Genomic DNA, 16,558 nt, shown 5'->3' with positions numbered 1-16,558 from the left:
AATCCCTATAATATAACACAATCAAAATAATCCCAAATGCTGTCAGGAGAAACGCTGACAACATTTGGGACGAATATACTTAGCTTATGAATATCTGTTGTTAGGAGAATACAAGGTCGAGCATAAACTGTATCTCCGTAGGGTCAATACCTCTTTCGCCTAACATCTGTCGGTCGAAGTAATCAACATCATAGATTTTCTTATCTATCAATGAAAGATGCTTTCTAAAACTATCGACAGCATCCTTTACCTTTCGTTGCAACCAAAGACAATAACCATGGTTCAGATAATCGTCTGCTTGCATCATCTCCATCTTTATCAGCCGTTGGTAGAAAGTATCAGCCTGTTGCTCCCGATGGTCACAAACCAGAGTCCATGCCAATATGCGCATCACGGCAGCATCATCGGGGTGTTCATAGTTGAGGCGATAGAGTAGTTGAAGACTTTCTTCATATCGTTTCTGATATAACAGACACACAGACTTATTGAGCATATAGCCCATTTTCTCTGGGCATTGTGCTATCAGTCGATCGTAGAGTTGTTCTGCCTTCTCATAGTCGGCATTGCCAAACAACTGTCGGGCATAGCCTGCTTCAGCGCGTTCATTATCGGAATCACACTCATAAGCCTTCTCGTAGTCACCTATCCACAGATAATACTGCAATCCGCGATGACTTTCTGCATAACTGTCGAGCAATATTCTGCTACTTTCCACCATCTTGCGTCGGCGCAACAGTTGCACTACATCATCCTTAAGCGGCTCTATCTTTGTGTCTCTAAATACATCTCGATCCATAAAGAGACATTCACCCATTTCGTGGTCATCGGTTACATGAAATGGGTTGCGATATTCGCTACGATAGGAATAAAGGCGGAAAAAACGATAAAGGTCCATAAGATATGATCGGCGCAATCGTTCAGCAGTGGGCTTAATACCCTGGTTGAGCATATCCAGCGGAACATCTCCCTGGTCCATAGTTTTCAACACTTCGGCAGGCATTGCATGGACAAACTTCTCAAAGCCTAATGCCATCGAGTATTTGTCACTATTGCAAAACTCGCCATTTGCCACTATCTGTCGGAGGAATGGATGCTTATCGCATGCCGCTTTGAAGGATTGCAACTGCGGATGGTCTATAAAAAAAGGTACAAACCAATTGCTCATATCTCGGAAGAAATCGAAACGTTTCATCTGTGAGAAACCACCGAAGAATACATCCGAGCCTTGTTTCTGCATATCCACCATGCGTCCAAACGATTCTTCCATCTTCTGCATTTTATCATCAAACTCTTCCGGATGGATCATCTCTTCGATATCTTCCTCTTCAAGCGCCTCAGGTTTGATGTGTAGCGGTTTATTTTTCAGTATATCTGGAATTATTTCCTGTTGTATTTTTGTTGCGTCGCGCTCCGTACCCATACAATAGACCATCTGCATCTGCAGTTCGGTAAGTTCACGACATATGGTGTCTGACTGCAAGAGTTCTTCTATCATTTGGCGCTGTTCCGGATATACCTTATTCCACTGTTCGTCCATTCCCAGCACCCATCCTACAAGTGCTCTTTGCCGCACAGCCTCGTCGGTGCCATGGCGATAGACACGAATCATGGTTTTGAATTTTACAATATCAAACTGGATGAGCAACGATAGCGTAATTGCCGATACCAATATCTGCTGATCGTTTGTATCAACTGCAGGTGAGAGCAACAGTTCCTCTATATCTTGCCCCACCGAAGCTGGCCATGAATTGGTAGTCAACAAGAAGTTGAAAAGATTATTTATACGATTTTGGTGCTCCGCATAGAGTTGTCGGCTCTTCTGTTCTCTGACATGCGGCTGTTCGAGCGACAGCATGGCGGTATCTGCCACAAAGGATTCCAATTCTTGTCGCATTTGCCCAATAGAGAGTTTTGCTTTTTGGCTTCTCACCTCTGCGTGTATGGCTGCGAGATTTTGTGTATTGCTAATTTTATCATACAATGCGAGATTGGCATAAAGCACAAAGACACGTTGCAACAATTTCTGATAGATTTCCTTATAGACGGGCACATCCATATTGTCCTGCCAATCAGTGCACAGTTGACTATATTCGTCCTTAATGGCATCAAGTTTTTGGGCAGTATGCACCTGTGGCCACGCTGCCAGCAAATTCTCCATTTCTGCAATGGCCATACCTACACTTCCGTATCTAAGTGGTATGGCTACCCTTGCCAAATGGCTGCCCAGCAAAGAAGTTTTGTCGGTCATCGGCATTTTTATCGTTAATGTTTTTTCTTCCACCAATTCTCCGCACGTGCCACATCCTTGTCTCTGACACCAGCAGCATGGCGATATTTCATTTCTGGTAGAGAGTCAACTACCTGCTCGGTTGTCCTGCAGTATTTTACTATCAGCGGTTTATAGTGCTTCACACCATATTTATTGATAGAGTCACATGCTGCATTATAGGCTTTCATAAAGAGTTCAAGCTGACGATGGCGCTCTGGACGACGCATCTCCACTTCTCTGAAAGCAAGTACACCCATCCATGCATCTATCTTCCGCGTGTCAAGCAATACATTGTTTTTGCCAATCCTTGCTGCCGTAGCCTGCGGTTCGGTCATGAAAAAAGCATCGAGTTCATTGTTGCGAAGCATTTGCAAACGCACATCCACATCGTTGATTTGCACTCGGAAGAGCTTTTCCGACTTGATTTTAGTTGAATCAACCACATAGTCGCAAAGCCAGTCAGTAACAGAATAGCGCGTCATTGCCACCATTTTATCATCCAGCTGTTTGAGATGTTTGAGACGTGCATGACGATTGGCTACAAGTTGCCAATAGGCATTAGTAGCCGCCATATATCTCAATGCCGTACCTTGACGAGTCATACGGGTTGCTCTTATCAAATCGGTCATTACACCTTCCACTCTTCCACGCTCAATGGCTGTATCACAATCCATCTGCGCCATAAAGTATTTCAATCTGACACCGCCGTTCAGCGTATCATATAATTGGTGGTGTTGGGCTACAAAGAGAGGCAGACAGTCCATGGTGGGCATAACTGCAATCTTCAGCGCTGCCGAATCTTTGCGCATTGCTTCTACACGCTGTTTGCGTGTCAGTTTCTTCGTTTCCTCATACGATTGTCCACATGCTGCTACAAGCAGCACAAGAACCAAAGCGGGTATAATTGTTCTCATGTTAATCATTTGCATGCAAAAGTACGAATAAATTTTGTAACACCGAAAAAAAATCACTAACTTTGTGCCTATTATGGCAAAGGATAAGATAGCATACGTCTGCTCTAACTGCGGACAAGAATCGGCAAAGTGGATTGGCAAATGCCCATCATGTGGACAGTGGAACACATTCAAGGAAATCCGTGTGACTGACACGCGCCAACAGGCAGCGTCGGCTGCTGCGTCTGTAGGACATCAGTTGCGTAAAAGCAAAACACTGACCCTGCGCGACATCAGTGCAAAGGACGATCCTCGCATCGATCTGCACGATAACGAACTGAACCGTGTACTGGGTGGCGGTCTTGTACCAGGTAGCATTGTATTACTGGGTGGCGAACCGGGTATTGGCAAATCTACCTTATCCTTGCAGACCATGCTCCACCTGACCGATCGCCGTGTGCTCTATGTCAGTGGTGAAGAGAGTGCTCACCAGTTGAAAATGCGTGCTGAACGTATTCCACATGAAGAGAGCGACAATTTCCTGATACTATGCGAGAACTCCTTGGAGGCTATCTTTGAACATATTCGTGATGTACAACCCGAAGTGGTCATCATAGACTCCATACAGACTATTTCCACCGAAGATGTGGAGAGTTCTGCTGGTAGCATATCGCAAGTTCGTGAATGTGCCTCATCGCTACTTCGTTTTGCAAAGACCAGCGGTGTGCCTGTCATTCTTATTGGCCATATCACTAAAGAGGGCACACTTGCTGGACCGAAGATTCTCGAACACATTGTAGATACAGTGGTGCAGTTTGAGGGTGACCAACATTATATGTATCGCATTCTTCGCAGCATAAAAAATCGCTTTGGCAGCACCAGCGAACTGGGTATCTACGAGATGCAACAATCTGGTTTGCGCCAGGTGGCAAACCCTTCCGAACTGTTGCTCACCGAAGACCACGACGGTCTTTCGGGTGTTGCCATTTCATCCGCCATCGAGGGTGTTCGCCCATTTTTGGTTGAAACACAGGCTCTGGTTTCATCGGCTGCATACGGCACGCCACAGCGCTCTGCCACTGGTTTCGACCAGCGTCGTCTGAACATGCTATTGGCTGTTTTAGAGAAACGCGTAGGCTTTAAACTAATGCAAAAAGACGTTTTCCTGAATATCGCCGGTGGTCTTCGCGTCACCGACATGGCTATGGACCTATCAGTCATTGCCGCTGTACTGAGTAGCAATGTCGATACACCAATAGAAGAAGGTTGGTGTATGGCAGGCGAGGTAGGTCTTAGTGGCGAAGTGCGCCCAGTGGCTCGCATCGAACAACGCATTTCCGAGGCTGAAAAGTTGGGATTCCAACATATCATCATCCCCCGCTACAACCTCAGTGGACTGAATCAAAAGAAATTCCACATAGACCTTGTCCCGGTGCGCAAAGTAGAAGAGGCATTAAGAGCCTTGTTTGGATAATACAGAAATTTGAGTTTTAGAAAAATTTCGACCACACGGCCATACAAAAAGCATATTCACCTATATAGCAAACACTTACATTTTTGATCGAGTGGTCGAATATTTTAAAAAATCGAATTATTTGTATCTTCGCCTAATAGAATCACAATAGATTCAACAGTTGAATATCTCTATATCTCTATCGCATGGACATTTCCACATCATATCAGTCATCATAAACGGTAGTATCCTCAATACCAGCCTCTGCTAATGCTTCGCGACGCTCCACACAAGTACCACATTTTCCACAATGGTGCTCAGTACCCTTATAGCAACTCCACGTTTCTGAATAATCTATGCCGAGTTCTTTTCCACGTCGGGCAATATCCGCTTTGGTCATGTTGGTATAAGGCGAACGCAGCCTTACGCCAACAAATGTTCCTGCCTTAGCAGCTGCATCGAAAGCCTCAACAAATTCTGGACGACAATCGGGATAGATAGTATGGTCACCGCCATGATTAGCCATCATGACATAAGCCAACGAGTGACTTTCTGCCACACCAACGGCAATGGAAAGCATGATACCGTTGCGAAACGGCACTACTGTCGATTTCATATTGTCATCATCATAATGACCTTCAGGAATAGCATCGGCACCTTCCAACAAAGAACTCTTGAAATACTTCCCCATAAAGTCGAGGGGAATGATTACATGGGGTATGCCCAAGCGTTTACAATGCAGTTGGGCAAACGGAATCTCCTTGCCGTTGTGGTTACTACCATAGTCAAACGAGATGGCAAGCGCTATGCGTTCGTGCTCATCATATAATAAGGTGACGCTATCCATACCGCCACTCAAAATCAATACTGAATCTTTCATTCCTTTATCTGTTTTACACAATTTGGGTGCAAAAATACAAAAAAAATAGTACCTTTGCGCCGTTTTATTTTTTTTTCACACAATGTACAAACCAAATTACAATCAGTGCAAGGCCATCCGCTTCCGTCATTTTTCACGGAAGGGATACGCTCTCTTTGCCTGTGTTGGACGTGTGGTTACCATCGGAATGCTGAGCGTAGCGACCTTGCAATCTGCAAGTGCTGCTGAAGTTTCAGCAAAAGAATCCGATACTGCAACCACCGACTCTATCCCAACCACCAAAGAGGCTCAGCTCGACGATGTTGAGGTGACTGGCTCACGCGCTCCACTTGCCAACGGGCAAGCTGCGAGAATGGTTACTGTACTGAGTCGCGACGAAATTCAAGCGGCGCCAGTACAAAGTATTAACGACTTATTGAAGTATGCCGTCGGTGTCGATGTGCGTCAACGCGGACCTATTGGTGCGCAGACCGACATTGGTATTCGTGGCGGAACGCAGGAGCAAATTGCTATCCTGCTCAATGGTATTAACATCTGTGACCCACAGACTGGCCACAACGCATTCGATTTTCCTGTAGATATCAGCGAGATTGAGCGCATTGAAGTGCTTGAGGGTCCTGCCGGCCGTGTCTATGGCACGTCATCTCTGGCAGGTGCCATCAACATCGTGACAAAGCGCGAGAAACAATCGTGTGCCGATGTACATGCCGAAGGTGGTTCGTTTGGTTATCTCACCGCCGGTGGTCGTTTGGTGTTACGCCCCGATAATTCGCCACTCACTTCGAGTCTGTCGGCCAGCATGACACGTTCAGATGGCTATAGTCGCTCTAAAGCTGGAAGTCTGAATAGCGACTATCAAGGAGGAAAAGTGTTCTATCAAGGACGGTACGACAGCAATCTATTGAACCTCAACTGGCACGCAGGGTTGAGTTCCAAAGGTTTTGGCAGCAACACATTCTACAGCGCCAAGTTCGATAACCAGTATGAGCGTACCACCAAATTCTTCACTGCACTGCAAGGAGAAACACGTTGTGGCGCTCTCAATTTCCGTCCTTCGGTATATTGGAACCGTAGCCAAGACCGCTTCGAACTGATTCGCGGTTCGGAAGAAGCTGTGCCCTACAACTATCACAGAACCGATGTGTTCGGACTAAGTCTCAACAGCTGGTTTGATTCACCACTTGGTCGTACTGCTTTCGGTGCAGAATTCCGTAATGAAGACATCATCAGTGGTAATCTTGGCGAACCACTCAATACACCCATACACATCCACGGTACAGAGCGTGACTACAAATATGGACTCAATCGTTCAAACCTCAGTTTCCACTTAGAGCATAATATCTTGCTGCGACAATTCACGTTGTCAGCAGGATTCATTGCATTCAAAAACACTTGGAACGAAATGCCGTTCACACTGTATCCCGGTGTCGATGCCAGCGTGCGCTTGGGTGATCACTGGAAAATCTATGCCAGCTACAACTCATCGCTACGTATGCCTTCGTTCACCGAACTCTATTATAGTGTAGGCGGTCACAAGGCAGACAAGTATCTCAAACCCGAAGAACTGCGTGCCTTAGAAGGCGGCGTCAAGTTCTATTCTGCAGCACTTTTGGTTCAAGCCAGCATATATCACCACCACAGCCGTAACCTCATCGACTGGGTGCTTGACCCCACAGCCGAAGAACCAATATGGCAGAGTGTCAACTTCACCAAGGTCAACACCATCGGAACGGAAATTTCTGCTCGACTCGATTTGGAACATCTATTCCGTCTGCCACAGTCCTATCTGTCGGTAGCCTATAGCTACAACGACCAAGACAAGGCCGACGAACATCAGTTGGAGAGCCAGTCAAAACTGGAATATCTGCGCCACAAACTGGTAGGAACACTTCAACTGACTCCTATCGACCATTGGAGTTTCCTTGTCAACTACAGAATGCAGAAACGTACAGGCACATATCTCACGGTAGATGGCGTCACCAAGCCCTACCATACCTACGACCTCGTTGATGCAAGACTGACTTGGAGTCAACCCACTTACAGCATCTATGCCCAAGCCAACAACATCTTTTCGCGTAACTATGTCGATTACGGCAATGTAGAGCAGCCCAGTGCATGGATTGTGGTAGGAGCACGTCTGCACATCAATCTATAAGAAACAACAAACTTCCATATAACATATAGCAAAAAGGCGGAGTTGACTACATTTTGTCAACTCCGCCTTACATTATATCAGTAAATCGTCTAAAAAACTTAAAATTATCTATCGAAACAACCGCAATGTTTAATCTTTTTCGTAACTTTGCGTGCGATTAAATGGAAACATTAAATTCAACTAACAATATTATAAAGCATTATGAAAATCAAAGATTACAACTTTGCCGGTAAAAAGGCTATTGTCCGTGTAGATTTCAATGTACCCCTCAAAGAGGGTAAGATCACAGACGACACTCGTATTCGCGGTGCTGTTCCTACACTGAAGCTCATCCTCGACGAAGGTGGTGCACTCATCATCATGTCACACATGGGCAAACCCAAAGGAAAAGTAAAGCCCGAACTTTCACTGGGTCAGATTAAAGACGCCGTTGCTGCAGCACTCGGTGTACCCGAAGTAAAGTTTGCTCCCGACTGTGCAAAGGCTCAGGAGGCTGCTGCCGCACTGAAGCCCGGCGAAGTGCTCCTGCTCGAAAACCTGCGCTACTATCCTGAAGAGGAAGGCAAACCCGTAGGCATCGACAAGGAGGATCCCGCATACGAAGAGGCTAAGAAAGCTATGAAGGCCAGCCAGAAAGAATTTGCCAAGACTTTGGCATCATACGCTGACTGCTATGTTATGGACGCTTTCGGTACTGCACACCGCAAGCATGCCTCTACCGCTGTTATCGCTGACTATTTCGATGCCGACAACAAGATGCTCGGTCTGCTCATGGAGAAGGAAGTAGCTGCTGTAGATGCCGTTCTCGGCAACATCAAGCGCCCATTCGTAGCCATCATGGGTGGTTCAAAAGTATCTTCAAAAATCGGTATCATCGAGAATCTGCTCGGCAAAGCCGATAAGCTCATCCTCTGTGGTGGTATGACCTATACCTTCGCTAAGGCACATGGTGGCGAGATCGGTCAGTCTATCGTTGAGATGGATAAGCTCGATGTAGCGCTCAACGTAGAGAAACTTGCTGCTGAGAAGGGTGTAGAGTTGGTAATGGCTCCAGATGCTGTTTGCTGCGACAACCTCGACTTTGCTACCATGACCATTAAGCCCAATTCTAAAATTGAGGTATATCCTTCAAATGCTATCCCTGCTGGTATGGAAGGTCTCGATGCAGGTCCAGAGGCACAGAAGAAATTTGCAGAGGCTATAAAGGGTGCTAAGACCATCCTGTGGAATGGTCCTGCTGGTGTATTCGAGTGCGATGAGTTCACCGCTGGTTCAAAAGCTATTGGTGATGCCATTGCTGCCGCTACAGCAGAAGGTGCATTCTCTCTCATTGGTGGAGGTGACTCTGTTGCATGCTGCACCAAGTTCGGTCTCACCGACAAGGTATCTTACATTTCTACTGGTGGTGGTGCATTGCTCGAAGCCATCGAGGGTAAGGTTCTTCCTGGTGTTGCAGCTATTCAGGGCGAGTAATCCGTCGAACAACATCATATCAAAATGGCTGGACTTTGGTTCAGCCATTTTCTTTTGTGTATTCATCAGATTCAATCTATACAATAAGTATTTTTACCATTATCGGATAATAACGAAGTAAATACTTGTTTACGTTATCTAACAAAGAAAAACAGCGGACTTACTCCCATTCAAGAGCAGTATCCGCTGATTAATTGTTCTTATAAAAAACTTATTATGTCCGTTAGAATATTATTCTTCTTCCTTAGTTTCAGCCTCATGCTGTTGGATAAGCTGCTGCTGAATTTCGTTCGGAACAAGCTCATATGACGCAAACTTAGTGGTGAACGAAGCACGACCGCCAGTGATAGAACTGAGAGCTATAGAGTAGTTACTCAGCTCCTTCAAAGGAATCTTAGCAGAAAGCTTCTGATAACCAGCTTCGCTGTCCATACCCATAATAAGTGCACGACGGCCTTGCAGGTCACTCATGACATCACCCATATAGTCAGCTGGTACATATACCTCGAGGTCATAGATAGGCTCAAGAACTTTTGGTCCTGCCTCACGGAACGCAGCCGAGAAAGCATTGCGAGCTGCGAGCATAAATGAGAGTTCGTTAGAATCTACTGGGTGCATCTTTCCGTCATAGACAATAACACGTACATCACGAGCATAAGATCCTGTCAGCGGTCCACGCTCCATACGCTCCATTACTCCTTTGAGAATTGCAGGCATGAAACGAGCATCGATAGCACCACCTACTACAGAGTTGATGAATACGAGCTTACCGCCCCACTCCAAGTCAACAACTTCCTGGTTTTTGACGTTGATACGATATTCCTGACCGCCAAATTTGAATACTGTAGGAGCAGGCATACCGTCGGCATAAGGCTCTACGATCATGTGAACCTCACCAAACTGTCCGGCACCACCCGACTGTTTCTTATGACGATAGTCGGCACGTGCAGCCTTAGTAATAGTTTCACGATACGGAATCTTCGGTTCAATATACTCAATCTTGATCTTCTCGTTGTTTTCCATACGCCATTTCAGTGTACGTAGGTGGAATTCACCCTGTCCACGAACGATAATCTGACGCAATTCCTTTGACTGCTCAACCACCCATGTAGGATCTTCTTGACGCATCTTAGTCAGGGCAGCCATCATCTTTTCGGTTTCTGCCTCGTTAATGGCTTTAACTGCACGTGAATATTTAGGATTTGGATATTTGATAAAATCAAAACGATTGTCGGTATCCTTGTCGTTGAGTGTGTTACCAGTCTTCACGTCCTTCAGTTTGACGGTACAACCAATATCACCAGCGTGCATTTCATCAACAGCAATACGGTTTGCTCCTGCACAAGCATATATCTGAGCAATGCGCTCCTTCGAGCCACGATCAGCATTCTGCAAATCTGCACCAGCCTTAAGTGTTCCGCTCATTACCTTGAAATAAGACACCTCACCAATATGCGGTTCCATACCAGTCTTGAAGAAATAGATAGAAGTAGGACCTGCGGTATCTGGAGAAATTTCCTCACCACGTGTATTGTGCAGTTTAGGCATTTCGCTAACAAAAGGTACTACATTGCCCAAGAATTCCATCAAGCGGCGTACACCCATATCCTTGCCTGCACAAACGCAGAACACAGGGAAGATGCTGCGAGTAACAAGTCCCTTGCGGATACCTTCACGCATTTCATCTTCTGTCAGTGATTCACTCTCGAAGAATTTCTCCATCAGTGTATCATCGTTGGCAGCGGCAGCCTCTACCAAGGCAGCATGCATTTCCTTTGCTTTATCCATCTCCTCTGCAGGGATGTCTTCAATGGTTGGTGCACCACCTTCGGGATTCCATGAGTATTTCTTCATCAGCAGCACGTCAATTACTGCATTGAAGCCAGGACCAGTGGCAATAGGATATTGCACAGGCACACACTTGTCGCCATAAATCTCCTTCATATTGGCCAACAGCGAATCGAAGTCACAATGTTCGCGGTCCAACTGGTTAATGAGGAAGATAACAGGCTTGTTTAATTTGTCTGTATAACGGAAGGCATTCTGTGTGCCAACCTCTGGACCATACTGTCCGTTGATGAGAATCACAGCCTGATCGGTAACGTTGAGGGCGGTAATAGCACCTCCGACGAAGTCGTCAGAACCTGGACAATCGATAATGTTCAGCTTTTTGTTATTCCACTCCACATGAAAGACGGTTGAAAACACCGAGTAACCATACTCCTGTTCAACAGGGAAATAGTCGCTAACGGTATTCTTTTGTTCTACCGTTCCGCGGCGTTTGATAATACCGGCTTCGAAAAGCATACTCTCGGCAAGGGTGGTCTTGCCGCTACCCGCACTGCCGAGCAGTGCAATGTTCTTAATTTCGTTAGTCTGATAAACTTTCATAGGACTATAGTTTTATTAGGTTTTTACGTTTTAAGTTATCGGAGGCTAAAGTTATGAAATTATCTGCGAAAAACAAGCGTTTGCTTTTAAATATTAAACTTTATTAGTACTTTTGCACCCATTATGGCTGGTTTATATCTGCATATTCCGTTTTGTGCGAGCCGTTGTATCTATTGCGGTTTCTATTCTACTGTTGGTCTTGACCTGCAGCAGCGCTATGTTGATGCGCTATGCAAAGAGATGTCACTTCGTCCTACCGAAGAAACCATCACTACCATCTATTTGGGTGGAGGCACACCGAGCCAACTCAGCATCCAACAACTACGTCAGTTGTTCTCATATATAAAAAAGGTGTATCGCCTCCAGTTAGAGGAAGTGACCATCGAATGTAATCCTGATGATGTGACAGTACAATTGGCAGAAGCACTGAAGTCACTTCCTGTCAATCGGGTGAGTATGGGTGTACAGACCTTCGACGACCATAGATTGCAGTTTCTTCACCGTCGCCATAAAGCCAGTCAAGTAAGTACAGCGGTCAAACTACTACGGCAAGGGGGTATTGACAATATCAGTATCGACTTGATATACGGTTTCCCCAAGCAGACTTTACCAGAATGGGACGATGACATCAACCAAGCCATTGCACTCAATGTGGAACACTTATCGGCCTATGCCCTGACCTATGAGGAAGGTACCCCACTCTATCGCATGATGCAACGCGGTGAAGTGGAAGAAATTGATGAGGAACTGTCGAGACAGATGTACGAGCGTCTTATAGACCGTCTGACCGCAACAGGTTTTGAGCACTACGAGATTAGCAATTTCGCAAAACCCACACGTCGGTCGCGCCACAACAGCAGTTACTGGCAAGAAAAGCCATACATTGGATTAGGAGCAGCCGCCCACTCCTTCAATCTTTATGAACGTCTATGGAATGTGGCAGATATCCGACAATACATCGATAGTATAGAGAATGGGTATTTGCCTGTTGAGAGTGAGTCCATCGACGGAGATACACGTTACAACGACCGCATCACCGTGGCCCTTCGCACCTGCGAAGGACTCGATCTTAACATCCTCACACCGCAACATCGTCAATATTGTCTCCAAGAAGCACAACCGTTTTTAAGCGATGGCCTGCTGGAGCTTACCGACCATCACCTGCATCTTACCCGTCGCGGACTGTTCGTAAGCGACTTAGTGATGAGTTCTTTGATGTTTGTCTGACGACAAAACAAGCCTTTGTCCGTCTTAAATATAAAATAGATATTAAGACTGACAAAAAACAAGTATATGAAGAAAACGCTTTGTGCATTCCTCTTGACAGGATGCACCATGGCCATACAGGCACAAGGACTGACCGACACACGCAACAGCCTGCAAACCCATGCCCATAATTTGCCTATTGGTGCTACCCGATGGACAGGAGGTTTTTGGGGAGACCGTTTCAATGTTTTTGCATCAACCGGTATTTGGAACATGTGGAACACTTGGAACAACCCCGATCTTTCTCACGGCTTTCGAAATTTTGAAGTGGCAGCAGGAACCGTCAAAGGAGTACACCATGGACCGCCATTCCACGATGGCGACATGTATAAATGGCTGGAAGCTTGCGCTGCTGTCTATGCTGTGACCAAGGATAAAAAGCTCGACGAACTGATGGATCAGTTTATCCAACAGGTAGCTTTGGCACAGCGCAACGATGGCTACATCCACACACCAGTAGTTATCTCAGAACGTAATGCCGGCATCGACTCACATGCTGGCGACCATACCAATATCGGCATTGAAATAGGCAACGACCATAAAAAGGCCTTTGCCTCAAGGCTGAATTTCGAAACCTACAACCTGGGACATCTGATGACAGCAGGTATCATACACTGGAGAGCAACGGGAAAGAAGACACTTTTCAACTGCGCACAGAAAGCAGCCGACTTCCTTTACGACTTTCTTACCAACGATGCCGCCGAACTATCGCGCAACGCCATCTGTCCGTCACACTATATGGGTGCCGCCGAAATGTATCGTGCCACTGGCAATCCAAAGTATCTGCATCTCGCCAAAGGGCTTATTGCCATACGCGATTCGGTAAAAAACGGAGAAGACCACAACCAAGATCGCATACCTTTCCGTCAACAATATGAAGCCATGGGACATGCCGTACGTGCCAATTATCTCTATGCAGGTGTGGCAGACCTCTATGCCGAGACCGGAGAGGCACAGTTGATGAAGAACCTGACAGCGATCTGGGATGACATTATCCAGCATAAAATCTATATCATGGGAGGATGCGGAGCGCTCTACGATGGAGTATCGCCCGATGGCACAACCTACGATCAGCCCAGCATCCAACAGATACACCAGGCTTATGGTCGTCAGTTTCAGCTGCCCAATGAGGCTGCCCACAACGAAATATGTGCCCAGATTGGACAACTGCTTTTCTCTTGGCGTATGTTTGAAAACACTGCCGACGCCAAATATATAGATAATGTGGAGAACGAACTCTACAATGGTATTCTCAGTGGCATATCGCTCGACGGCAAGCGTTTCTTCTATACCGAGGCACTGCGTCGCACCGCCTCATTCCCCTACACCATGCGCTGGCCCAAAGAGCGACAGGAATACATATCGTGTTTCTGTTGTCCGCCCAACACCCTGCGCACACTATGCGAAGCTCAGGAATATGCTTATGCTGTAAAAGGCGATACACTTTATGTCAATCTCTTTGGCGAAAATCGTCTGAAAACCGACCGTATCGACATCGAACAGCATACAGCTTATCCCTACGACGGACAGATAGACCTCCATATCCATCAGGCTAAAGGCATCCACACATTGATGGTACGCATGCCGTCATGGGCAAAGTCTGCCACGATAAACGGTCAACAGGCTACAGCCAACAGCTACACGGCAGTAGCTATAGACCAAAAGAAATCACAGACTGTCAGCATCAATATTCCATTGCGCCCACGCTTGATGGAAAGCAATCCGTTGGTTGAAGAAAATAAAAACCAAGTAGCCATCATGTATGGTCCGTTGGTATATTGTTTGGAAAGCAACGATATTGAGGGTGGACATCACATCAACGACATCATCATTCCCGCTGACATCCTACTGACTCCCGTCAAGATGACCATCGACGGTCATGAAGTGACAGCCTTGGAAGGAGAGGCTTTGTTGCGCCAAGGCGAAGCATGGAACAACAAAACCCTTTACCGAGAAATCACACAACCAGCCACAAAGACTGCCAAGATCCGTCTGATTCCATATTATGCATGGGACAACAGAGGCAAAACCGATATGAGTATCTGGTTGCCGCTGGACCGTACAGCACCTGTCAACCGCCAACAAACAGCCCATATCGCAGTAGGCCAAAACGAGTCGTTGACAGATGCCATCAGACAAGCCAGAGAGATGCATCGGTTGGGACAAGCCTCCAATGTCACATTGCAGTTGGCTGATAGTGCCACCTATTATATTGACCAACCCATCACCCTGCGACCAGAAGACAGCCATCTGACCATCACTGGAAAAGGAGCTACCATCAGTGGAGGTCTCAACCTGTCCGTATGGAAACGGGAAGGGAAACTACTTGTGGCAGATGTTCCCGAAGTGAACGGTCGCCCCATCGATTTCCGACAGTTGTGGACCAACGGCAAGAAAGCTGTTCGTGCATGCGATGTGGCAGACTTTGAGCAGATGAACCGCATCATGACCTACGACAAGAAACGTCAAGAGTTGTGGATTCCGCGACAGGCAGCACAACGCATAGCCAAGGCGTCACATGCAGAAATGGTGCTTCATGAAATGTGGTGCACCTCAAATCTCCGCATCAAATCCATACGCTATGAGGGCGATTCAGCAGCAATCACCTTTCACCAACCCGAAGCACGCTTGCAGTTTGAGCACCCCTGGCCTTCGCCCATGACACCCGACACCAAACATCCATCACCTTTCTATCTGACCAATGCCAAAGAACTCATTGACCAGCCCGGTGAATGGTATCACGACATACAGACCCACAAACTCTACTACATGCCCCGACAGGGCGAGACAGCCTCGTCATTGAAAGCCACCATTCCCCTTTTAGAAACATTGTTTCGCGTGGTTGGCACTGCCGAACATCCAGTGGAAAACATCACAATCCAGGGTATCAACTTCTCACATACCACATGGTTGCGTCCGTCAACACAAGGTCATGTGCCCTTGCAGGCAGGAATGTATCTGACTGAAGCCTACAAACTGCGACCGCAGATTGACCGTCCCAACAACCACAAGCTCGACAACCAAGGATGGTTGGGACGTGCAGCCGCTGCTGTAGAAATCTATCACGGCGATGATATTAGTTTTAGCGACTGCCGCTTTGAGCATCTGGGAGGTTCTGGTCTCGACTATCAAATCGGCTGTCAGGGCGGTCGTGTCAGTCAATGTGTATTTACCGATATTGCCATGAACGGTTTGGTCTGCGGTTCGTTCTCACCTGAAGGACTGGAGACCCACCGGCCCTACAAGCCAATGGACCAACGAGAAGTATGTAGCATGCAAACGGTAGCGCAGTCCGAATTCTATGATGTGACCAATGAAGACTGGGGCTGTGTGGCTATTGCCGCCGGATATGTCAACGGAATGAATATCGAACACAACACCATCCACGACATCTCATACACCGGTATCTCGCTGGGATGGGGATGGAATCGCAACCGCACCTGCATGGGCAACAACCGAGTGAAAGGCAATCTCATCTATAATTATGCCCAACACATGTACGACTGTGCTGGCATCTATACCCTGGGCAACCAACCAGGCACTATCATTGAAGAGAATGTAGTGCGCGACATTGCACGCCCTTCCTACGTACACGACCCTGCCCACTGGTTCTATCTCTATACCGATGAAGGATCAAGCCATATCACCCTGCGCAACAACTGGACACCAGAAGAGAAATATCTGAAGAATGCCTGTGGACCGGGCAACACATGGGAGAACAATGGTCCATCAGTAAGCGAATCCATCAAACAGTCTGCAGGACGTGCCAAAAACTAAT

General features: G+C 46.7%; 9 protein-coding genes. 5 read left to right on the top strand and 4 right to left on the bottom strand.

Annotated features, from left to right (window positions below; genetic code table 11):
• Positions 1–100: 100 nt before the first annotated feature.
• Positions 101–2,248: a M48 family metallopeptidase gene (locus tag CIK90_RS11615; RefSeq protein ID WP_094465539.1), complete on the bottom strand. Its 2,148-nt coding sequence runs from the start codon at positions 2,246–2,248 to the stop codon at positions 101–103.
• A gap of 14 nt (positions 2,249–2,262) precedes the next feature.
• The gene (locus tag CIK90_RS11610) at positions 2,263–3,183 is read right to left on the bottom strand and encodes an ABC transporter substrate-binding protein (protein WP_254046346.1); all 921 of its coding nucleotides are present in this window, start codon (positions 3,181–3,183) and stop codon (positions 2,263–2,265) included.
• A gap of 73 nt (positions 3,184–3,256) precedes the next feature.
• Between CIK90_RS11610 and radA the strand changes: the two genes are divergently transcribed.
• Positions 3,257–4,636 (top strand): DNA repair protein RadA, encoded by a 1,380-nt coding sequence (gene radA / locus CIK90_RS11605; protein WP_094389629.1) that lies wholly within the window; start codon positions 3,257–3,259, stop codon positions 4,634–4,636.
• Positions 4,637–4,841: 205 nt separating this feature from the next.
• Here the strand turns inward: radA and queC are convergent, their stop codons facing one another.
• A complete protein-coding gene (gene queC / locus CIK90_RS11600) occupies positions 4,842–5,495 on the bottom strand; it encodes a 7-cyano-7-deazaguanine synthase QueC (RefSeq protein ID WP_094389630.1) in 654 nt (217 codons plus the stop codon).
• Between the two features lie 82 nt (positions 5,496–5,577).
• On the opposite strand from queC, the gene CIK90_RS11595 reads away from it, so the two are divergent.
• On the top strand, positions 5,578–7,650 hold the full coding sequence (locus CIK90_RS11595) for a TonB-dependent siderophore receptor (protein ID WP_094436367.1): 2,073 nt from the start codon (positions 5,578–5,580) through the stop codon (positions 7,648–7,650).
• Positions 7,651–7,851: 201 nt separating this feature from the next.
• On the top strand, positions 7,852–9,123 hold the full coding sequence (gene pgk / locus CIK90_RS11590) for a phosphoglycerate kinase (RefSeq protein ID WP_094389632.1): 1,272 nt from the start codon (positions 7,852–7,854) through the stop codon (positions 9,121–9,123).
• A gap of 231 nt (positions 9,124–9,354) precedes the next feature.
• On the opposite strand, the gene CIK90_RS11585 is transcribed toward pgk, so the two are convergent.
• On the bottom strand, positions 9,355–11,514 hold the full coding sequence (locus CIK90_RS11585) for a translation factor GTPase family protein (protein WP_094436371.1): 2,160 nt from the start codon (positions 11,512–11,514) through the stop codon (positions 9,355–9,357).
• A gap of 123 nt (positions 11,515–11,637) precedes the next feature.
• Between CIK90_RS11585 and hemW the strand changes: the two genes are divergently transcribed.
• Positions 11,638–12,741, top strand: coding sequence for a radical SAM family heme chaperone HemW (hemW, locus tag CIK90_RS11580; protein WP_094465537.1), 1,104 nt, complete (start codon positions 11,638–11,640; stop codon positions 12,739–12,741).
• Between the two features lie 66 nt (positions 12,742–12,807).
• A complete protein-coding gene (locus CIK90_RS14675) occupies positions 12,808–16,557 on the top strand; it encodes a beta-L-arabinofuranosidase domain-containing protein (RefSeq protein WP_371596067.1) in 3,750 nt (1,249 codons plus the stop codon).
• Position 16,558 lies beyond the last annotated feature (1 nt).

Source organism: Prevotella sp. P5-126, from assembly GCF_002251185.1.
Classification (GTDB): domain Bacteria; phylum Bacteroidota; class Bacteroidia; order Bacteroidales; family Bacteroidaceae; genus Prevotella.
This window is presented reverse-complemented; position numbering and strand designations above follow the sequence as displayed.

What these genes read in the sequence shown, in the direction of transcription:
- CIK90_RS11615 (WP_094465539.1), bottom strand. Translation starts at nt 2,248, where the DNA reads ATGACCGACAAAACTTCTTTGCTGGGCAGCCATTTGGCAAGGGTAGCC.
- CIK90_RS11610 (WP_254046346.1), bottom strand. Translation starts at nt 3,183, where the DNA reads ATGAGAACAATTATACCCGCTTTGGTTCTTGTGCTGCTTGTAGCAGCA.
- radA (WP_094389629.1), top strand. Translation starts at nt 3,257, where the DNA reads ATGGCAAAGGATAAGATAGCATACGTCTGCTCTAACTGCGGACAAGAA.
- queC (WP_094389630.1), bottom strand. Translation starts at nt 5,495, where the DNA reads ATGAAAGATTCAGTATTGATTTTGAGTGGCGGTATGGATAGCGTCACC.
- CIK90_RS11595 (WP_094436367.1), top strand. Translation starts at nt 5,578, where the DNA reads ATGTACAAACCAAATTACAATCAGTGCAAGGCCATCCGCTTCCGTCAT.
- pgk (WP_094389632.1), top strand. Translation starts at nt 7,852, where the DNA reads ATGAAAATCAAAGATTACAACTTTGCCGGTAAAAAGGCTATTGTCCGT.
- CIK90_RS11585 (WP_094436371.1), bottom strand. Translation starts at nt 11,514, where the DNA reads ATGAAAGTTTATCAGACTAACGAAATTAAGAACATTGCACTGCTCGGC.
- hemW (WP_094465537.1), top strand. Translation starts at nt 11,638, where the DNA reads ATGGCTGGTTTATATCTGCATATTCCGTTTTGTGCGAGCCGTTGTATC.
- CIK90_RS14675 (WP_371596067.1), top strand. Translation starts at nt 12,808, where the DNA reads ATGAAGAAAACGCTTTGTGCATTCCTCTTGACAGGATGCACCATGGCC.